Raw genomic sequence first — 20455 nt, 5'->3', positions numbered from 1 at the left:
GCGAATTGAATAACATGGAATTTTAGTTAAATTCACGCTTTGATTAAAATGATATTTTGTAGTACATTAGCTTTTGAAGAAAGAGGAGGTTTCTAATGTACTCAAGCAAACAGAGTGACGCGTTGCACATCATGACTTACACCTTGAACAGCGGAATCAAGGGCACTGTGCCTTTATCCAACCAGCAGATTGAAGAATGGCTGGAAAGCTACAGAACGAATACTCGTTATGTAACCAGTATAGGCAAAGAATTTTTTGGTTTGAATCCAGAGCTGGTTGCCGATTTCAAAGTACAGAATCAATTCTCTGATTACCAGCGTGTAATCGTACCTAATCAGCAACCGGAAGAAGAGGAACATCTGAGCAGTGCGTACAAGCAAAACGAGATTCTAATCAAAGTGGATTGCAAATGTGGCACCGCTTATACAACGGATTCGCCGTTTATGCGGACCAAATGGTATTGTACCAAATGTAAAGAAATCGTCTTTTTGGACCCGAAAAAAGGCAAAGTAGAAACTTCTCGCGGTGAAGCGTTTTATATGACCAACAAATATTTTGTGGAACGCGCTCCGATTGAATAATATAGCGACAGTCTGTACTATGACTGCTACCTTACTGCCGGTTTATTAGATAACACTGCGCATGTATTCGGCATGACGTAGACAGACTGTTTTCATTCTGGTAGCAATTTTTGACTTAATAAGTTAGGTTATTATGAGGCGAGCGGATACGGACAGTCCACGGAAGAAGGAGTCAACAGAAACTAGGGGTAGTGTATGTGATTTGCGTACATATGTAGCGGTCATCTACCGTATAGAGTTGTATACATGTACAGGAATGGATAGCTGAATACATTTCGCAATTACGTGATATTGCAAGCGAAATGTGCAGGATACGATGTCCTTTGGGGATGGACAATTCATGTGCATGATGAACAGTTGGAAGGAGGATGCGATATGTTATCGACGCATTCGTCTTATCACGATCGACGTCCGCGTATCGTACCGTTGATCATCTGGTTATTGTTGACACTAGGATGGATGGCATTTATTTTTGCAATGTCGAATCAGCCATATCAGGAGCAGGATATGAAGCCGTTGCTGGCATCGTGGATTGCGGAGCCATCATTAGCGGCATTCACACCATCGCTAGAGTTTACGTATGACGGGTACACTGTGAGCGGACAGCAGCCGTACGATTTTTGGGAGTTTTTTATACGCAAAGGCGGGCATGTGAGTGAGTTTGCTGTATTGACGTTTTTGCTGATTCGCTTATTAAGTCAATGGATGCGTTCTACGTACCAGCCTCTAGTGTGGGGTGGAATCATCGCTTACATCTATGCTTGTAGTGATGAGTGGCATCAGACGTTTATTACAGGACGTACCGGGCATTTTGCAGATACATTGATTGATGCGATTGGTATTGTGTTGGTCGTTTTGATCTATGCTCTGATTCGGAAGCGACGCAGCCAAAAGCAGGGGTTGCGATTTGCATAATCATGGCATGAGAGTTCCAGAATAGAAATAATGGATTATAGAATACAAATAATAAATCATATAGTAGATCGTGTGGAAGATAGGCAGATAAAGCCTGTCTTTTTTGTATTTGAATGTGGGTTTGATCATTGGATATGCAACATGTGATGAATGAGGCGAGCATAATCGCAATAATGATAAACGTACACAGGATGATGGACAGCGAGATCAACAACACTAGTAGATAAGAAATATATACAGCGAGATGGATCGGTACTGTTTCGTACAGGCTATGTATAATAATGATTTAACTTTGTTGACAATGTCCACAAATAATTTTATGATACATACAGCTTGATTGTGGACGAAGTCCACTAATGGAATGGCAGCTATAAGGGAGTGATTCATGTGGACGACAATATGATTGCGGATATTCGCCGTTTTAACCGCCGGTATACGAATACACTTGGCGTGCTGAACAGCCATGTATTGGATAGCGGATATTCATTTGCTGAGGCGCGTGTCGTGGTTGAGATTGGGATGATGGAGCCATGTATCGCCAATACATTAGTAAATAGTCTCAATATTGACCGCAGTTATATGAGCCGCATCATTAATCGCTTGGTCAAATTGCAGATTCTATCGCGCCAGCCGTCCAAGGACGATCAGCGCGTCAGCCTGCTTCGTTTGACAGCGAAAGGGCAGCAATTGTACAACGAGTTAAATGACAAATCCGATGAGCAGATTATTCGCTTGTTTCATGCTTTACCTGAGCAGGAGCTAATACAGCTGCATGCATCAATGCGAGAGATTGAACATAAATTAGACCAATTGGAGCGGATGGAACATGATACGATTTGAGAGTGACTATACCGAAGGCGCACATGAGCGCATTATACAGAAGATGGTACAAACGAATATGGAGCAGACGAGCGGTTATGGCATGGATGAATATTGCGAACGTGCCAGACAATATATTCGACATGCCTGCGAGAATGAACATGCAGAGGTACAATTCCTCGTTGGAGGTACACAGACGAATACGACGGTCATTTCTGCTATTCTTAGACCGCATCAAGGCGTAGTCGCTGCGGTATCCGGGCATATTGCTGTGCATGAAACGGGCGCGATTGAAGCAACGGGGCATAAGGTGATCACTTTGCCTAGCGACGATGGTAAAATCACTGCTGCTCAGGTGCAACAAACGTATGACGATCATTGGAACGATGTGACTCACGAGCATATTGTACAGCCAGGTATGGTGTACATTTCCCAACCGACGGAGAATGGAACGATCTATAGTCGCGCTGAGCTGGAGGCACTGTATGAGGTATGTCGCGACAGTGGGCTGCCACTATTTATTGACGGTGCGCGTCTTGGGTATGCGCTTGCTTCGCCGGACAATGACGTGTCTTTGCCGCAGCTGGCGAAACTGTGCGATGTCTTTTATATCGGTGGTACCAAAGTTGGTGCATTCATGGGTGAAGCGGTTGTGATCGTGAAGGATGCGCTGAAAAAGGATTTTCGTTATTTTATCAAGCAACGTGGTGGCATGCTTGCCAAAGGGCGCATTCTTGGTATCCAGTTCGAAACGCTGTTTGAAGACGGATTGTATTTGGAGGTGTCGCAGCACGCCGTACAGCAAGCGCTGCGCATCCGTGATGCCTTTGTTAGTCGCGGCTTTACGTTCCGTTACGATTCTAGCACCAACCAGCAATTCCCGATTGTACCTGATCGTCTATTGGAACAATTGCGTGTTAAATATTCCTTTTCATTCTGGGAAAAGGTCGATGAGACGCATAGCGTTATTCGCTTCTGTACGAGCTGGGCAACGAATCCAGCACAGGTCGATGAGCTGGTGCGGGATATTGAAGCGCTGGAACAGCAAGTAAAATAGAGTCCTGAACTATAGCCTGCAACAGTACGTCACACCATTTGCAATGGGATACCGTCTCAAATCATACATGTACCATTCGCTATACAATGATTATGCAAAAGAGGAGGGCTGTGCGCATGAATATACGTGAAATCCAACCGAAAGATAACAACGCCATTGAGAGCATCATCAAACGCTCACTGGAATCCTTCAACCTCAATCTGCCCGGCACCGCCTACTTTGATCCGCAATTGGGTAGCCTTGCCGAATACTATCAGCAGCACCCCAACGCCAAATACTGGGTAGCTGTCAATGATAACGATGAAGTTCTTGGCGGTGCAGGCATCGGTCCATTTGGTGCCAATGCTGACGTCTGCGAATTGCAAAAATTATACCTTACACCCGCAGCTCAAGGTCAAGGGATCGCCAAACAACTGATGCAAACGGCACTAACCTTCGCCGCAGAACATTATAAATTCTGCTATCTCGAAACATTCCAATCGCTGGAAGCTGCCAACACCCTTTACCTTAAATTTGGCTTCCGCCAACTAGAAACCCCCTTCCCAGACACCGAACACGGCGCCTGCGACGCATGGTACGTAAAAGACCTTGCACAGTAAGTAAATACAACGAATGTCCATCTACAATCAGAAGCCCCGTCCATGATAAGTAACCCAACGTTATCATGGACGGGGCTTTTTTCCATTACATACACTCCAAAATCATCTAAACCGATCCAATACGATCTAAAACGATCTAACACTCATATCCATCATAATAACCAATCTACACCCATTCAAATGCACATTAAACCTCAATTCAAACCACACCTTTTTCTGTTTTTCTACCCCCGCCCCCACCGGAAAAGATGCGAGATGCTCGGAGCGGAGGGAAGGGAATTAGGGGAAGGGACGAATTTGGAGGTGCGAGAATCTACCAGTTCTCCTAATCCGTAGATTCTCGTGCCTCCACCCGAGTCCCGCCCCCTAATCCCTTCCCGTAGCGTTCCCCCATCTCCATCCCATTTCCCCAACAAGTAAGATTTGTCTCCAAACCAGTCATATCTGTTGCTTATCCCCATTTCTGCCAAACGATACAATAACAGCAGAAGTCACATATCATATTCCTGTACCAGTCCGCGGCTGGCAGACAGGAATCAGGGAGGTGCCCGCGATGGAGCGTTCCGCATCCACAGCTTCATCCAAAGCAGCCGGTTCGCGTTCGTGGCTGTCAGTCAGGACGAAAGAAACGCTGGCTGGTTATTTGTTCGCCGCGCCGATGCTGCTCGGTTTGACTGTATTTATTTTGATTCCGATGATCTCGCTCTTTTTCGTTAGTTTGACCAAATGGAATTTTATTCAAGGATTGAGTGGGGTGGAGATGGTCGGACTGGACAACTTCCGTCATCTGTTTCAAGATACGACGTTCTTCGTATCGCTGCTGAACAATCTGAAGCTGCTCATTGCCGTTCCGGTCACACTGTTCGTATCGCTAATCGTGGCGATTGTAGTAGATGAACTGGTTTATTTTAAAAGCTTTTTCAAAGTCATCTACTTTATGCCCTACATATCCAGCGTAGTGGCAGTAGCGATCGTATTCCAGATCCTGTTCCACCCATCGCAAGGACCGGTCAATCATTTCCTGATGTCACTCGGCATTGAGAATCCACCCAAATGGCTCGCCGATACATCATACGCATTGCCATCGATCATGCTGATCAGCGTCTGGACATCCATCGGCTTCAACATGATCGTATACTTAGCAGGTCTACAATCCATTCCAAAAGATCTGTACGAAGCCGCCGAAATCGACGGTGCATCCAAATTGCGTCAATTTCGCTCGATCACCGTTCCAATGCTGTCGCCAACAACCTTTTTCCTACTGATCACCGGCGTCATCTATTCATTCAAAACATTCGACCTGATCGCCGTACTCACCCAAGGCGGTCCCGCCAAGTCCACCAACGTCATGGTCTACGAAATCTACGACCAAGCATTCATCAACCTAAAAATGGGCTACGCCGCCGCCGAATCCGTCTTCCTATTCGCCGTCATCCTACTCATCACCATCCTGCAATTCTGGGGTCAAAAAAAATGGGTCAACTACTAACAAGTTCATCCATAAAAGAAATGAACTACAAAGCATTCACATCACACACTCAAGCTAAATGAGTTCAAAAAAAAGTAAACAACACCAAACCCAAAATAATCTCAAATCACATCAATACACAATACTAACCGCATTCTTTCAACCTTGCTCCAATCACAAAAAAACTGCTCCTCACCGTGTGAGAGTGGCATGATGCATTTGCACGGAGCGGAGGGAAGGGAATTAGGGAAAAGGGCGACTTTGGAACGTGAGGAATCAACCTTTACTTCCAATTCATAGATTCCTCATGTTCCACCGGAGTCGCGTTCCCTAATCCCTTCCCGCAGCGCACCCTGCAACAAGCACATCCACCCACCACAATCCATCTGAAAGGAAGGTGCTACTCTTGGACAACCCGCTCAATCCAATTCCGGCTCCTGCACGCGCCATACCGCCCAAAAGCAAGAGCCGACCTGCTATCAAATGGTCTTTGACGAAAATAATTATAACCGTTATCATGCTGATCATAGGCGTCATTTTTCTACTGCCATTCATCTGGATGCTGTCCGCTTCGTTCAAGCCGGAAGCGGATGTGTTCAAGTATCCGGTGCAGTGGATTCCACAGACGTGGAACGCCATTGAGAACTATCGTACCGTTTGGTTCGGTGATCCACCATTTGTGCTGTATTACTGGAACTCTATCAAAGTATCTGTGCTGACTATTCTGATCTCCGTCATCACCTCCGCAATGGCAGCGTATGCCTTTTCCAAAATTCAATTTCGCGGTCGGGATACGTTGTTTATCGTAGTGCTGCTGACCTTTATGATTCCAGGGCAGGCGCTGCTCGTACCGCAGTTTATTATGTATCGCAGTCTCGGATTGTTTGATACGCATATCGGACTGGTGCTACTGGAATCGTTTAGTGCACTAGGTACGTTTATGCTGCGGCAGGCGTTTATGTCGATTCATACGGAGTTTATCGAATCCGCCAAAATCGACGGAGCTGGACATGCACGCATTTTTGCCCAGATTGCGTTGCCGCTCGTGCAGCCGTTTATTGCGACGTATGCGATTTTACGGTTTATCTGGACATGGAATGATTATCAGGCACCGCTGATCTTTTTACGTTCGCCAGAGCTATTTACGGTGCAACTAGGTATTAATCGATTCGCTGATGCAACTGGGGAATTTTACTCGCTCATTATGGCTGGAACATGTTCGGCGATTTTGCCGCTGTTGATTGTGTTCTTGCTGGCACAGAAACATGTTATTGGCGGTATCGCACTGGGCGGAGTCAAGGGTTAACTGTATCTGGTGTGCATTCGTTATCGGTATGCATCTTGCATGGGATAAAATGGCATACCGACACTTCATACCGGTGTAGCATCGCCAATCATAGTTAAAATAAAAGCATTTGATCACATAATCTACACTGCCAATCGAAAGGGGATCATTATGACATCCAACTCACATACATCTGCACATCCTGATAATACAGCAGGGCAGGCGTCTACTATCAGAACATCTTTGCACCGTTTATCGCGCCGTTCGGCACTGCTGATCTTTCTCTGTATCATGCTGGTGCTGGCAGGCTGCGGCAAGTCACAAAGCGCCACCACCGGAGCAGACGGGAAGAAGACGATTACCTTTTACACTTGGTATACAAAAGAACAATTCAATTGGGATAAAGTCTACGCTGCCTGGCAAAAGGCACATCCTGATATTGATATCCAGTACGTCGGTCTATCTACCAAAGGTGATACCGACGAATATATCAAAAAGCTCGATCTGGCTGCTGGTTCCGGTGACAATATCGACGTGGTGATGGTCAACAATGCGATGACCTACGCACAGCGGGTCGATATGGGTATGTTTGCACCACTGGACGATCTGATCGATTTTAATTACGGGGATGAATATTTGGCAGATTTCCCGGTCGACAATGTACGCTATGCCATTCCGGGTAAACGTTCCATTACGTATGTATTGCTGAACAAAGACCGTCTGGACAAAGCAGGGCTGAAAGTACCGACCGATTGGACGTGGGATGAATTCCGCGAATATGCGAAAAAGCTGACTGCTCCTGACCATAGCTACTATGGCGTATATTTCCACACATGGGCATCGCAGACGTTGCTGGAGCTGCTGAACCAGCCAGAGAACAATAGCTATCTCAAAGCCGATGGCACATCGAATATGGATGATCCGAACCTGCGTAATTCGTTCCAGCTGCGTTACGATGCTGAGCATACCGATCATTCGGCAGTGCCATACAGCGATGCGATTTCCCAGAAGCTGAATTACCGCGACCAATTCCTGAGCGGTGCAGCGAGCATGCTGGTGATGGGCAGCTGGATGAACTCGACGATCTCAGGTACTGCCGAATCGGCACCGGACTTTAAGGTGGCGGTAGCTCCGTATCCGAAAAATAATGCTGCTGACAAAACCATTTACACAAGCAATGACTACGATTATTACGGCATTGGTGCCGGTTCCCAGCAACAAGATACCGCCTTCCAGTTTATTCGCTGGATGACTACCGAAGGCTTGCAAGCGCAAGGCACAGACATCTCATCTTGGAAAAAGGCAGATGTCAGCAAGGAGCTGGAAACGATCGTTAACAACGGTACGCATCCAGAACAGGTCGATCTCGATTCACTGACTGCGACTTTCAAAGTGAGTCAGGGCATCAACAAACCGCCTGCGGTTCCGTATCTGTCGGAGATCGAATCCGAAGTGAATGCAGAGTTTGAAAAGTATATTTTGCAGAAGCAGGACTTGAATACAACGATTACTAACAGCAAAGCGATTGTGCAGCAGATTATTGACGCCAACCGCAATTGACGAATACCAGATACACTCATCATTCGTATAGGCAATACGGTAACAGACCATTCGGCTGCGGCGCGTTCAGCATATTGACGCGCCGTTGTTCCGTTTTACGATATATCCCATTTATAATGTAAGCGGAAACAATATAATAGAGATACACATTCACAGAGCGCATCTCAGTATCGTTTACAAAATCAAAGTATGACACAGAGCAAGCATGAGAGCATATTAAAAACGAAGTATTACCGAACCATCGAATCATTGAAACTACGAATCACTATGGAAATGAGGCGGACGGGATGAACAAGTGGCACGGATGGCGACCGGTATCACTGCGCAGCAAGCTGATTGTGGCAGTTGCCTGCTGTCTGTTGCTGACGATCGGGGCAGGTTCGCTGCTATCAAGCTGGCTGACCAAAGATATGATGAAAGAAACGGTTATCCAGAATGCGGGCAACTCGCTCGATGCGGCGAATCTCTATTTGACCGATCAGATCAACCGTCTGATCTACATTTCCAATTATCTATATCTAGACAATGAATTGAATCTGTCGCTTAAATATCGGCAAAGCGGCGTCTATGTCGGACAGACGGAAGTGTCTGATGTGATGCGTAAGCTGGACAATCTATCGTATGCGGGTGAGCCGGTGTACATTTCTGTGTGGACGGGCGATGGCAAGATGATCTATAGCAATTTTCAATCAGATCAGTACCGGATTGATGGGCTAAATATGAGTAGTATTGTTCATAGCGAGCAGTTTGCAGCTGGAGGGCGGCTGAATTTCTGGCTGCATCCAGCGTATATTAGCCAGCAGGGAGCCGATGCGAGACAGCATCCGTATATGTTGTCCGTGGCGCGAAGTTTGCGTATTTTGTCAGGGAAGCCGTATGGCTATGTAGTGATTAGTATGGATGAGCAGCGGCTCAAAGAAGTGCTGAGCAAATACAGCTCCACCATTCAGATGATGGTGGTCGGATCGGACAACCGGATCATTTCGCACAATGATGACGGCATGATCGGCAAAGATTTTGATACGGTAAAAAATGGACGCAGCGATCTGGTGGAGGTCGAGCGCGATATGTCCGTCTCCGGTTGGCGATTAGAAGGGTTAGTGCCATATGGTGCGGCGGCGCAAAAGATTAACCGAATCTATCAGGTGACAAATCTGGTGCAGGCGGTTGTCGTGCTGTTATTTCTGCTACTGCTCATGCTGGGCATCGCCCGATTGACACAGCCAATTGCCCGACTCGTGAAGGTAGTACGCAAGATCGACAACGAGCATTTGCATCTACGTTCTGGCATTCGCGGTGAGGATGAAGCGGGGCTACTCGGTCAATCGCTCGACGATATGCTGGATCGGGTGGAGAATATGATTACACAGGTGGAACGCGAGCAGAGCGAACGCAGGCGTGCTGAACTGGATATGCTGCAAGCGCAGATCAACCCGCATTTTCTGTTCAATATTCTGGGTGCGATTCGTATGGATCTGCTGCTCAAAGGCTCAGAAGAAGCTGCCGAGTTGCTTGGGTCGCTCTCTTCGCTGCTACGCATGACGATCAATCGTGGCAACGAGATGATCCCGGTACGCGAGGAGATGGAGACGGTGCGTCATTATGTACGGTTGATCGATTTTCAGCGCGATACACGCGTACGATTGGAGATGGATGTGCAGCCAGAATCGCTGGAAGTGATGCTGCCGCGCTTCATTATCCAGCCGCTCGTGGAGAATGCGTATCAGCACGGGCTATCTCGGTATGGCGGCATTTTGTGGATTCAATCATGGGTGGCAGGGCAGTTTCTGCATATCGAAGTGCGCGACAGTGGTGAAGGCATGGATGAGAAGCGGTTGCAGGCAGTCCGGGCAAAGCTCGCTTTGTTAGGGGAGCCTGCGGATACTGATGTTTTTGACGATTCCGATTTGTTTGCACCGACAGATTATACATTGCAATCGGAAGTAGAAGCTATGACATCGCAAGAGGAAGGGGCAGCGTTCGAACAACATCTGAACCAGACATCGCCACACAATCGTACAGGCATTTCCGGTATCGGTTTGACCAATGTGGTGCGTCGTCTGTACATGATCTATGGTAATCAGGTGCAGATTCAGGTGGATAGTCATCCAGGCGAAGGCACGGGCATCGTGCTAGGCATTCCGTTGCATTCGTCTGGGAACGGTATCCATACTACGACTCAGGCTGATATGGATTCCGAATCGTCTATAGCTACCGATACGGACGCAGAGACAGCATTATCGAATGACAAGGAGGAGAAACAGGATGTATAGCGTAATGATCGTTGATGATAATCGACCGGTCTTGAATTATTTGTCCAAGTCGGTGCAGTGGGAGTCGTTAGGTCTGGAATTGAAGGGCTGCTTCAGTGGATCGCGGGAAGCGCTTCTGTACGCGCAGCAGCATGGAGTCGATATCGTCGTAACCGATATTGGCATGCCGGAGATGAACGGGATTGAGCTGATTACACAGATCAAGCAGCAGCAACCATCCTTGCAGTCGGTCATCATTTCGTGTCATGGCGAATTTGCATATGCACAGCAAGCGGTGAAGCTGGGTGTCAAAGATTATTTGCTAAAGGAGAATCTGACCGCGGGGCAATTGGAGCATGTGCTCAAGGAAATCTGCGAACGATTGGAGCGTGAGCAATCCGATTCTCGTGAACGTCGCCGTTTGCAGGAGGAGCATCGTCGTCATCGGCTGCTGCTCAAGCGTAAGCTGACTGATGAATTGTTATCCGGCAGTGAAGTGGACGAGTCATATGGTGTTCGGCGACTGGCGCACTTTGGATTTGAATGGAATGGAAGTGGACTGGTGCCAGTGTATTATCGGATCACTGCCAGTGCGGAGCGTAAGCGTCGCTTTCATGATCTGGAACTACTGTCGTTTGCAGTGGAGAATATTGTGGAGGAGATTGCCGAAGGTTCTGGACGAGCGATTCATTTGAGCCAGCAGGGCGGAGAGGGATATATCTGGATCTCGTTACCTGTACGGTCGCATCATGAGCAGGAACATATTTTGCATGATGTGATCTACCGGATGATGCACAGTGTCAAAAAGTTCGCCAAAGCGGAAATGATCGCTGTCGCTGGAGCGGTACAATCGGGATTGTTGCCATTGATCCGCCAGTCGATACTGCTCAAGGAGCAGAGCGATTGTTATTTCTACCTGCAACCGTCACAGCTGTATCGGGCACCGATTCCGGTAGCGTTTGGACAGGAAAGTCAGTTGTTCGCCGATTATCCGGCAGTGACGGAGACGCTTGCCACTGTGTTGCAGCCAGAAGGCGATATTCACGGCTGGATTGCGAACTGGTTACGGCAAATGACGGAGCAATGTTATCACCCGGAGGTGGTCAAGTCCTTCATGCTCAAGCTGGCGATTGACTGGCAGATCAAGCGGCAGCAACGGTATGGGCAGCCTTTTGCCATTCCAGTTGAGCAACTGCATCGGCAGATGTCGGAGGTGGGGCATCTGGGTGAATTGGAGGAATGGCTAGATAGTACATTCGTTGCGCTGGCAGAACGGGCACGTAGCTGGGCTGGGCAGCCGGATTGCCGACCGGAGATTTTCCGGGCGCGCAGTTATGTGGAGCAACATATGCATCGGCTAGTCAAGCTGGAGGAGGTTGCCGATGAGCTACATCTGAATCACAGTTATTTTAGCCGGCTGTTCAAGCGCGAGACGGGTGAGACATTTATCGAATACGTCACTCGTGTCAAAATGGAGCGTGCGCAGGAATGGATCTCGTCGGGCGAAGGCACGGTTGAGGAAGTGGCACGGATGCTAGGATATCAGTATAAAAGCTATTTTCTGAAATTATATAAGCTGTACACCGGTCAATCTCCTGTCAAAAGCAAAGGGGAACAGGGATGAATGCCGCGGCTGGCATGCAAAGCTCCGGCGAAATATGGACATGGACAATGGATACAATCCGAGCACAAGCACCAGTCATTCGCGATCATTTCCCACATATTGCCCAGCATGGCCGGTATGATCGTTGTACGCCAGAATGGTGGACAGCCGGCTTCTGGCCGGGCTTGTTATGGTTAGTTCAGCGATATGATATTAGGAAATTGATGCGTACATTGGATCAGCAGCAGATCGAACAGAATCAATCATTACTGCGCTGGGCACGAAGCTGTGAGCAGCAGTTGGAGCGCTGCCTGCACCATCCTGAGCAAGTGGATCACAATCTCGGCTTGAGCTGGTTACTGAGCGGAGTGGCAAATTATGAGCAGACCGGTGATCTGGAAGCGCGTCGTCGTAGCTTGCTTGCTGCTAATTTGTTGGCAGGGCGATTTAATGTGCGGGGTGGATATTTGCGGGCGTGGAATTTTGAATCGGCGCTGATGGATACGCGCGGGGTTACGGTAATTGACAGTCTAATGAATCTGCCGCTGTTATACTGGGCATCGCTGCAAACCGGTGATCCGCGTTATCGCGCGCTGGCAATGGCGCATGCGGATACGGTGGCGCGTGAGCTGGTGCGGCAGGATGGATCGGTCTGTCATGTGGTAGAGTTCGATCATAATACCGGGCAACGACAGCGCGAGCATGCGGGTCACGCTCATCATGTCGGTTCGGCATGGGCGCGAGGAACGGCGTGGGCATTATACGGGTTTACGTTGTCGTATGCATATACTGCCAAGACACGCTATTTGGAGCTGGCACGGCGGATTGCTGACTTTTTCTTGGAACAAATGGAGGAACGGATTGTGCCCTGCTGGGACTTTCGTGCGCCAGCGGAGCAGCAACATCTCAGCGATTCTTCAGCAACGGCAATCGCTGCCAGCGGTCTACTTGAGCTATCGAATTATGTGATCAAATCGGAGCGACGCCGATTGCAGCGAATCGCATCGATCTGGATAGATGGGTTGTATGAGCAGTATTCGACGCGGCATGCCGGAGAAGAAGGGCTGATTACAGGCGGATATGTACCGGATATGGAGCAGCGGCATACGCAGATGCCGATCATTTATGGAGATTACTTTTTTACCGAGGCGCTGGTGAAGCTGCATGGTGGACAGGGATTGTTAACACCGGGCTTGCAGCTGCACACATAACTGTCGCTTGACGCTTGCTGGGCATTGTGGAACTATAGAAACAGAGGTGTGGGATCATCTGAACATACGGACGCGAATGATAAACCGGGCCTACTGCGCCTGGTTTATCTCTGTTTTGCCGTCTATGTCCACATTCACCAGGGAGGAACCAGTTATGAATGAACAGCACCAGCAATGGATCGAAGACGTGGAGGCATTGCTGCGTCAAGAACGGCTTAGCCCGGATGATGAGCAGGCAGTGCGTCATCTGCTGGAAACGGTGCAGACACTACGCGCCGAGAATCAGCGACTGCGCAGTGCACTTGTGAAGGCAAATAACAGCAAAAAGCCGAAAATGTCCACTCGTTTGAAGGATGCGTTATACGAGTAGACTAGCGATATCTAGACAAAAGCTACGGTGACTATACTACAAGTCTGCAAGTCGATGAAATGTTAGGACTTGAATATTGCCGGTGTCTGGATTTACGATAAACAAGTGTTTCTATACAAGCATTAGAGATACAGCATGTTAACAAGTACTTTATTTTAAATTTTGAAAAGAGAGTGACTCAACGATGACGATAAATTGTGATGTAGCTATTCTAGGAGGCGGCACCGGAGGATATGTGGCGGCGATTCGCGCAGCCCAACTCGGCAAGGATGTCGTGATTATCGAGCAAGACAAATTGGGTGGTACATGTCTGCACCGTGGCTGTATTCCGAGCAAAAGTCTGCTGCGTAGTGCCGAAGTGTTCGCGCTCATGCAGGACAGTGAGCATTATGGCGTTGCCGCCGATAATGTAACGCTGAAGTTCGCTAGCGTACAAGCGCGTAAGCAAGGGATTGTTGATCAACTGCACAAGGGCGTGCAATATTTGATGAGCAAAAATAAAATCCGTGTCGTGCAGGGGCAAGGACGCGTGATTGGTCCGTCCATCTTTTCCCCGCAAAGCGGTGCCGTAGCGGTTGAATTCGAAGATGGTGAGATGGAGACGGTTGTATCCAAAAATCTAATCATCGCTACCGGTTCGCGTCCACGCGATCTGCCCGGTCTGGAAGCGGACGGACAGTTGATTCTGAACAGCGATCATGCGCTGCAATTGGAGCAATTGCCGGCATCGATTCTGATCGTAGGTGGCGGCGTAATCGGTATGGAGTGGGCATCGATGCTGAATGACTTTGGCGTGCAGGTAACGGTTGTTGAAGCGGCACCGCAGATTTTGCCATTGGAGGATGAAGAAGTGGCACGCGAGCTGCGTCGTTTGCTGGAGAAGCGTGGCGTAACCATTTACACCGGAGCAGCGCTGCAACTGGATACATATCGTCCCGGCGATGGCGAATTGTCCATCGATATGCTGCATAAGGAAGAGACTATCACTCTAACGTCATCGCAGATGCTAGTATCGGTCGGTCGCCGTGCGAACGTGGAGACGATCGGTCTTGCTAATACGGATATTCAGGTGGAGAACGGGTTTATCAAAGTCAATGCCAATATGCAGACGAGCGAAGCGCATATTTATGCAATTGGCGATGTGATTGGCGGATTGCAGCTCGCCCATGCTGCTAGTCATGAAGGGATCGCCGCTGTGCATCACCTGTCTGGCGAACCTGTGCATTATGACGCTGATCAAGTATCGCGCTGTGTATATACTCGTCCAGAAGTAGCAAGTGTTGGCATTACCGCAGCACAAGCAGAAGCGCAAGGCAAAACTGTCAAAATCGGCAAATTCCCGTTCAAAGCAATCGGCAAGGCACTTGTTCACGGCGAGAGCGATGGCTTTGTCAAAGTGATTGCCGATGCACAAACCGACGATCTGCTTGGTGTGCAGATTATCGGTCCACAAGCAACAGATCTGATTAGCGAAGCGGCACTGGCACAGTTCCTTGATGCTACGCCATGGGAAGTTGGACAAACGGTGCATGCGCATCCGACGCTTGCTGAGATTATGGGCGAAGCGATGCTGGCAGTCGATGGCAAAGCGACTGGTATGTAAATTCAACAAATTGTAAAAGATGGACTGCCCATTCTGTGGAATGGACAAATCCATCTTTTCTTTTGTCAGAAAGTATGCTTATAATAGGGTTGTACCTAAGTCTTAGTACCAGGTTTTAAGACAAGCGCCAATGATGACGTATACACTGCATGGTATCCGGTTATATACTGCGTCACACATGCAGATAGAGCAGCACCATTTGCGAATGGAGAGACAGAAGTGTACCCTTAACCTATACAGGCAAAAGGCAACGTGCATCCTAATCGGATGAAGCATAATCCACACAGCCAGGAAGCCGCATGACGGCTTCGCTATTGATGAAGGAGGTACCTGTGATGAAAGCAAAAGGTACTATTGACCAGCAAACCCGGCATGAACAGCTCGGGCTGAGCAACGAACAGGCGATTGAACTGTATCGATATATGATGATGGCGCGTAAGTTTGACGAACGTTGTCTGCTGCTGCAACGCGCTGGTAAAATTAATTTCCACGTATCCGGTGTTGGACAGGAAGCGACTCAGGTTGGTGCAGCATTTGCACTGGATCGGGATCAAGACTATTTCCTGCCATACTATCGCGATTACGGATTTGTACTGTCTGTTGGTATGACTGCTCGCGAACTGATGTTATCGGCATTCGCCAAAGCGGAAGACCCGAACAGCGGTGGACGTCAGATGCCAGGTCACTTTGGCAGCAAGCGTCTGCGCATTGTAACTGGCTCTAGTCCGGTAACGACGCAAGTACCGCACGCTGTTGGCGTCGCACTTGCCGCCAAGATGAAGAAGCAGAAATTGGTATCCTTCGTCACGTTTGGTGAAGGTTCCAGCAATCAGGGCGACTTCCACGAAGGCTGTAACTTTGCCGGTGTACATAAACTGCCGGTAATCATCATGTGTGAAAATAACCAGTACGCAATCTCGGTACCGCTGCACAAGCAATTGAGCGGTAAAGTTAGCGACCGTGCACTTGGTTACGGCTTCCCCGGTCTACGCGTAGACGGCAACGATGTGCTGGAAGTGTACGCGGCGGTCAAGGAAGCCCGTGAGCGTGCGATGAACGGCGAAGGTCCAACACTGATCGAATCGATGGTTTACCGCTTGGCTCCACATTCCACTTCTGATAACGATCTGGCATACCGGACGAAGGAAGAAGTAGACGCAAACTGGAAAAAAGACGGCGTACCGCGCTACAAGCAATATTTGCTAGATTGCGGCATTTGGACCGAAGAGCAAGATCAAGAGCTGCAAAAGGAATGCACGCAGATCATGAAGGAAGCGACCGAATACGCGGACAACGCCCCTTATCCACGCGCGGAAGACACACTGCTGCATGTATTTGCAGGTGACGGGGAGGATGCACAGTAATGGCAATGATGGAATATATTGATGCGATTCGTCTGGCGATGAAAGAAGAGATGGCGCTGGACGAGAATGTATTCGTACTCGGTGAAGATGTCGGTGTCAAAGGCGGCGTATTCACGACGACCAAAGGATTGCAAGAGCTGTACGGCGAAGATCGTGTGATGGATACGCCGTTGTCGGAATCCGCGATTGCCGGTGTAGCCATCGGTGCGGCAATGTACGGCATGAAGCCGATTGCTGAGATGCAATACTCCGACTTTATGCTGCCAGCAACGAACCAGATTATCAGCGAAGCGGCGAAAATTCGTTATCGCTCTAACAACGACTGGAGCTGTCCGCTGGTCGTACGCGCACCGATCGGTGGCGGTATTTTCGGCGGTCTATACCACTCGCAATGTATGGAGTCGGTGTTCTTCGGAACTGCTGGATTAAAGATCGTTGCTCCATTCTCCGCCTACGATGCGAAAGGATTGCTCAAAGCAGCCGTTCGCGATCCAGACCCAGTACTCTTTTTTGAAAATAAAAAATGCTATAAGCTGATCAAAGGTGATGTGCCAGAGGATGATTATGTCGTGCCAATCGGCAAAGCCAATGTGCTGCGCGAAGGCGACGATATTACCGTAATCAGCTACAGTCTGCCCCTGCATTTCATCATGCAAGCTGCTGAGGAACTGGAGCAGGAAGGCATTACTAGTCATGTACTGGATCTGCGTACCATTCAGCCGATTGACCGTCAGGGCATTATCGATGCGGCTCGTCGTACGGGTAAAGTGCTGATCGTGCATGAGGACAATCTGACTGGCGGTGTTGGCGGCGAAGTGGCTGCCATTATCGCCGAGGAATGCCTGTTCGATCTGGATGCACCGATTCGCCGTCTGGCAGGACCGGATGCACCGGCAATGCCGATCAATCCACCGCAGGAAAAAGCGTATATGCTGAACAAAGATAAAGTGAAAGCCGCCATGCGCGATCTTGCTCTTTTCTAAAAATAGATCATATCTGCATCATCCAATGGCAGCGGAAGGTTGAACCGCCTGTCCGTGCCATCTTATGTAATATGCAACATGTAGTACGCAACAACAACCAAAATAAATTGCCGGTTCATCTACAGGGTGACCGGCAATTTTCAGGAGTGAAAATAATGTCTCAACAAGGAAAACCGACTGATATCGCGATGCCGCAACTGGCGGAATCGCTCGTATCCGCAACCATCGCCAAATGGCTCAAGCAGCCCGGCGATCCGGTCGACCAGTATGAACCGATCTGTGAAGTGATTACCGATAAAGTAAATGCTGAGATCCCATCCGTAATGGAGGGCATCATGGGTGAATTGCTGGCGGCAGAAGGTCAGGAAGTCGCTGTTGGCGAGATCATTTGCCGCATTCACGTGGAAGGTGAAGCGCCAGCGGATCCGCCGCAGGCAACTCAACCGACGGTACCAGCTTCCCCATCTACACCGCAAGCAGCGCAACCGACAGTGGCTGCATCGTCTGCACCGACACCACAGCGTACTGACGCTCCATCTGCATCTGGCGCTATGGCGGGACGTTATTCTCCAGCTGTACAAACGCTGGCTGGTCAGCACGGACTGGATTTGTCGCTGATTCAAGGCACTGGCGCTGGCGGACGTGTAACTCGTCGCGATGTGCTCAAAGCCGTGGAAAATGGTAGCGCCGTAGCAGGTTCTGCACCTGCCGCCAATCAGCAACAAGCAGCAACTTCTACACAACCAGCTCCATCGTTTGCTGCTCAGACACCGTCTGCAACTGATTATGCGGTTCGTAATTCGGGTATCCATTTGAGCGAAACGCCTGCCATTCCGAAGATCGAACTGGAACAGAGCGAATCTGCACCGGGACGCGGCGAGCATATGATCGACGTAACCCCGCTGCGTAATGCGATTGCTCGCAATATGCGTCAGAGCGTATCGGAAATTCCGCATGCGTGGACGATGATCGAAGTGGATGTAACGAATCTCGTTATGCTACGCAACAAGCTCAAAGATGAATTCAAACGCAGCGAAGGCATTACTCTAACCTATCTGCCATTCCTGATCAAGGCAGTCGTGAACGCGATCAAAGACTATCCCATCGTCAATTCCGTCTGGGCAGTCGACAAAATTATCGTAAAACGCGATATCAACGTCTCACTCGCTGTCGGCACCGAGGATTCTGTTATGACGCCAGTCATCCAGCGTGCTGATCAGAAAAATATCGCCGGGCTTGCACATGAGATCGACGATCTGGCACGTCGTACCCGTGACGGTAAGCTGAAATTGGACGATATGCAGGGTGGTACCTTTACCGTGAACAATACAGGTTCCTTCGGTTCGGTACTATCGTATCCGATTATCAACTATCCGCAGGCAGCGATTCTGACGTTTGAATCGATTGTGAAGCGTCCAGTTGTAATCAACGATATGATCGGTGTCCGTTCGATGGTGAATCTATGTATGTCGCTGGATCACCGGATTCTGGACGGCGTCATCAGCGGTCGTTTCCTGCAACGGGTAAAAGACAATCTCGAAGGCTACAGCATGGATACGAAGCTGTACTGATCCACGTTCAAAGTTGTATTGCATGAGGGAATGCGGTACATTAAATAAAGTGAATACGCAGCGGAATACGCATATGCAGAAGGTTGACAGCCATACGGTTTTGTCGACCTTTTGCTTATGTTTTCTTCAAATTCCGCAATTGAGGTTAACGATGGGGAGGGAGTGTTTCAGCATGAGCAGGTCCATTCACGTTTCTTATACTCCTTTGATGGAATATGCGTCAGCATGGGACAGACAAAAGGAACTGGTGCAGCACATTGATCAGGGAGAGCTGGACGAACAGCTATTGCTGCTTCAGCATCCGCCGACGTACACGATTGGCTCACAGCGCCATCCAGAGCATTTGTTATGGAGCGAGGAAGAGTTGAAGGAACGCGGCATTGCCGTTTTTCAAATTGACCGTGGCGGGGACATTACATATCACGGTCCGGGGCAATTGGTCGGTTATCCGATTTTGCTGCTTGATATTGCCAAAGGCATGGACCCGCACACGTACTTGCGCACATTGGAGCAGGTTATCATTGATTATCTTGCCGAGCAGGGCATTCAAGCGGGACGCAAAGAAGAATACACCGGTGTCTGGATCGGTGATCTGAAAATTGCCGCGATCGGCATTAAGTTCAACAAATGCCGCAATCGCAAAGGCTTTATTACGAGTCACGGTTTTGCTTTTAATGTAACTTCAGGGATTCAACATGAAGGGTTCAGCGGCATTATTCCGTGTGGCATTGAGCAATACGGGGTAACATCGTTAGAGGATATGACCGGCCGCGCATATGATATCCGTCAGGTGGCTGAGGATATAGTACCGCATTTTGTGCGTCATTTTGGCTATGAGCAGCCGGTGTGGGACAGCCTTCTATAGAAACGGCTGAACGAGGGAGAAAATAACCGATCCGACCAGCGCGATCAGCATGACATAAACGAACACTTTAAACCATTTTTTCTGTTGCATAACGGGACTCCTTTGCCAATTGGTAAATAATATACAGATGCATACCTGTTCGCTAAGAGAACATACTTGTTTGTTCGCAAGAGAACATACTTGTTCTCCGCGTAAAGGCGTATCTCTGTTATCATACCTATTCCCATGCCCATTTGCAAAGAGGTTTATCATCCTTATGTCAGCTCTGATATAACACGATAACGGCGTGTAGATGTATCTCTTATCCTACATCCGGTCGGATTCACTATCGAAATTGTATATAGATTAA

General features: G+C 48.8%; 18 protein-coding genes. 17 read left to right on the top strand and 1 reads right to left on the bottom strand.

All coding sequences use genetic code 11. The features are described from left to right. The first annotated feature begins 95 nt into the window (after positions 1-95). The 17 genes from ACE3MZ_RS15260 (at position 96) to lipB (ending at position 20106) form a co-directional block, all read left to right on the top strand. Entirely contained in the window at positions 96-581 is a 486-nt protein-coding gene (locus ACE3MZ_RS15260) for a hypothetical protein (protein ID WP_411343005.1), read from the top strand. A 375-nt stretch (positions 582-956) separates the two neighbouring features. After that, positions 957-1496, top strand: a complete 540-nt coding sequence (locus ACE3MZ_RS15255; RefSeq protein ID WP_411343004.1) for a VanZ family protein — start codon at positions 957-959, stop codon at positions 1494-1496. 378 nt (positions 1497-1874) lie between these two features. Next, positions 1875-2336, top strand: coding sequence for a MarR family winged helix-turn-helix transcriptional regulator (locus ACE3MZ_RS15250; RefSeq protein ID WP_411343003.1), 462 nt, complete (start codon positions 1875-1877; stop codon positions 2334-2336). Continuing rightward, on the top strand, positions 2323-3372 hold the full coding sequence (locus ACE3MZ_RS15245) for a threonine aldolase family protein (protein WP_411343002.1): 1050 nt from the start codon (positions 2323-2325) through the stop codon (positions 3370-3372). The genes ACE3MZ_RS15250 and ACE3MZ_RS15245 overlap by 14 nt, the downstream gene beginning before the upstream one ends. A 116-nt stretch (positions 3373-3488) precedes the next feature. After that, complete coding sequence (locus tag ACE3MZ_RS15240) at positions 3489-3971, top strand: GNAT family N-acetyltransferase (protein WP_411343001.1); 483 nt, start codon at positions 3489-3491, stop codon at positions 3969-3971. Positions 3972-4524: 553 nt separating this feature from the next. Beyond that, positions 4525-5460: a carbohydrate ABC transporter permease gene (locus ACE3MZ_RS15235; RefSeq protein WP_411343000.1), complete on the top strand. Its 936-nt coding sequence runs from the start codon at positions 4525-4527 to the stop codon at positions 5458-5460. 496 nt (positions 5461-5956) lie between these two features. Then, complete coding sequence (locus ACE3MZ_RS15230) at positions 5957-6745, top strand: carbohydrate ABC transporter permease (protein ID WP_411346808.1); 789 nt, start codon at positions 5957-5959, stop codon at positions 6743-6745. Positions 6746-6895: 150 nt separating this feature from the next. After that, positions 6896-8284 (top strand): ABC transporter substrate-binding protein, encoded by a 1389-nt coding sequence (locus tag ACE3MZ_RS15225; protein ID WP_411342999.1) that lies wholly within the window; start codon positions 6896-6898, stop codon positions 8282-8284. A 287-nt stretch (positions 8285-8571) separates the two neighbouring features. Then, positions 8572-10557 (top strand): sensor histidine kinase, encoded by a 1986-nt coding sequence (locus tag ACE3MZ_RS15220; protein WP_411342998.1) that lies wholly within the window; start codon positions 8572-8574, stop codon positions 10555-10557. Beyond that, positions 10550-12160, top strand: a complete 1611-nt coding sequence (locus tag ACE3MZ_RS15215; RefSeq protein ID WP_411342997.1) for a response regulator — start codon at positions 10550-10552, stop codon at positions 12158-12160. The genes ACE3MZ_RS15220 and ACE3MZ_RS15215 overlap by 8 nt, the downstream gene beginning before the upstream one ends. After that, positions 12157-13350, top strand: coding sequence for a glycoside hydrolase family 88 protein (locus ACE3MZ_RS15210; RefSeq protein ID WP_411342996.1), 1194 nt, complete (start codon positions 12157-12159; stop codon positions 13348-13350). Before ACE3MZ_RS15215 ends, ACE3MZ_RS15210 begins: the two co-directional genes overlap by 4 nt. Positions 13351-13504: 154 nt before the next feature. Continuing rightward, complete coding sequence (locus ACE3MZ_RS15205; protein WP_411342995.1) at positions 13505-13720, top strand: hypothetical protein; 216 nt, start codon at positions 13505-13507, stop codon at positions 13718-13720. Between the two features lie 184 nt (positions 13721-13904). After that, a complete protein-coding gene (lpdA, locus tag ACE3MZ_RS15200; protein ID WP_411342994.1) occupies positions 13905-15323 on the top strand; it encodes a dihydrolipoyl dehydrogenase in 1419 nt (472 codons plus the stop codon). A 335-nt stretch (positions 15324-15658) separates the two neighbouring features. Beyond that, entirely contained in the window at positions 15659-16687 is a 1029-nt protein-coding gene (locus ACE3MZ_RS15195) for a thiamine pyrophosphate-dependent dehydrogenase E1 component subunit alpha (RefSeq protein ID WP_411342993.1), read from the top strand. After that, positions 16687-17670, top strand: a complete 984-nt coding sequence (locus ACE3MZ_RS15190; RefSeq protein WP_411342992.1) for an alpha-ketoacid dehydrogenase subunit beta — start codon at positions 16687-16689, stop codon at positions 17668-17670. Before ACE3MZ_RS15195 ends, ACE3MZ_RS15190 begins: the two co-directional genes overlap by 1 nt. A gap of 155 nt (positions 17671-17825) precedes the next feature. Further along, positions 17826-19241: a dihydrolipoamide acetyltransferase family protein gene (locus ACE3MZ_RS15185; protein WP_411342991.1), complete on the top strand. Its 1416-nt coding sequence runs from the start codon at positions 17826-17828 to the stop codon at positions 19239-19241. A gap of 172 nt (positions 19242-19413) precedes the next feature. Then, on the top strand, positions 19414-20106 hold the full coding sequence (gene lipB / locus ACE3MZ_RS15180) for a lipoyl(octanoyl) transferase LipB (protein ID WP_411342990.1): 693 nt from the start codon (positions 19414-19416) through the stop codon (positions 20104-20106). Here the strand turns inward: lipB and prli42 are convergent. Continuing rightward, positions 20101-20196 (bottom strand): stressosome-associated protein Prli42, encoded by a 96-nt coding sequence (gene prli42 / locus ACE3MZ_RS15175; RefSeq protein ID WP_411342989.1) that lies wholly within the window; start codon positions 20194-20196, stop codon positions 20101-20103. The genes lipB and prli42 overlap by 6 nt on opposite strands. Positions 20197-20455: the final 259 nt, after the last annotated feature.

The sequence above is a fragment of the Paenibacillus sp. WLX1005 genome (assembly GCF_046603685.1).
GTDB lineage: Bacteria > Bacillota > Bacilli > Paenibacillales > Paenibacillaceae > Saccharibacillus.
Note: the sequence above shows the minus strand (reverse complement) of the source record. Positions and strands in the feature narration are given on the sequence as shown.

Excerpts from the sequence above, each read along its gene's own strand:
- ACE3MZ_RS15185 (WP_411342991.1), top strand. The coding sequence starts at position 17,826 with ATGTCTCAACAAGGAAAACCGACTGATATCGCGATGCCGCAACTGGCG.
- ACE3MZ_RS15240 (WP_411343001.1), top strand. The coding sequence starts at position 3,489 with ATGAATATACGTGAAATCCAACCGAAAGATAACAACGCCATTGAGAGC.
- lpdA (WP_411342994.1), top strand. The coding sequence starts at position 13,905 with ATGACGATAAATTGTGATGTAGCTATTCTAGGAGGCGGCACCGGAGGA.
- prli42 (WP_411342989.1), bottom strand. The coding sequence starts at position 20,196 with ATGCAACAGAAAAAATGGTTTAAAGTGTTCGTTTATGTCATGCTGATC.
- ACE3MZ_RS15230 (WP_411346808.1), top strand. The coding sequence starts at position 5,957 with ATGCTGATCATAGGCGTCATTTTTCTACTGCCATTCATCTGGATGCTG.
- ACE3MZ_RS15255 (WP_411343004.1), top strand. The coding sequence starts at position 957 with ATGTTATCGACGCATTCGTCTTATCACGATCGACGTCCGCGTATCGTA.
- ACE3MZ_RS15205 (WP_411342995.1), top strand. The coding sequence starts at position 13,505 with ATGAATGAACAGCACCAGCAATGGATCGAAGACGTGGAGGCATTGCTG.
- ACE3MZ_RS15190 (WP_411342992.1), top strand. The coding sequence starts at position 16,687 with ATGGCAATGATGGAATATATTGATGCGATTCGTCTGGCGATGAAAGAA.
- ACE3MZ_RS15210 (WP_411342996.1), top strand. The coding sequence starts at position 12,157 with ATGAATGCCGCGGCTGGCATGCAAAGCTCCGGCGAAATATGGACATGG.
- ACE3MZ_RS15195 (WP_411342993.1), top strand. The coding sequence starts at position 15,659 with ATGAAAGCAAAAGGTACTATTGACCAGCAAACCCGGCATGAACAGCTC.
- ACE3MZ_RS15215 (WP_411342997.1), top strand. The coding sequence starts at position 10,550 with ATGTATAGCGTAATGATCGTTGATGATAATCGACCGGTCTTGAATTAT.
- lipB (WP_411342990.1), top strand. The coding sequence starts at position 19,414 with ATGAGCAGGTCCATTCACGTTTCTTATACTCCTTTGATGGAATATGCG.
- ACE3MZ_RS15235 (WP_411343000.1), top strand. The coding sequence starts at position 4,525 with ATGGAGCGTTCCGCATCCACAGCTTCATCCAAAGCAGCCGGTTCGCGT.
- ACE3MZ_RS15220 (WP_411342998.1), top strand. The coding sequence starts at position 8,572 with ATGAACAAGTGGCACGGATGGCGACCGGTATCACTGCGCAGCAAGCTG.
- ACE3MZ_RS15225 (WP_411342999.1), top strand. The coding sequence starts at position 6,896 with ATGACATCCAACTCACATACATCTGCACATCCTGATAATACAGCAGGG.
- ACE3MZ_RS15260 (WP_411343005.1), top strand. The coding sequence starts at position 96 with ATGTACTCAAGCAAACAGAGTGACGCGTTGCACATCATGACTTACACC.
- ACE3MZ_RS15245 (WP_411343002.1), top strand. The coding sequence starts at position 2,323 with ATGATACGATTTGAGAGTGACTATACCGAAGGCGCACATGAGCGCATT.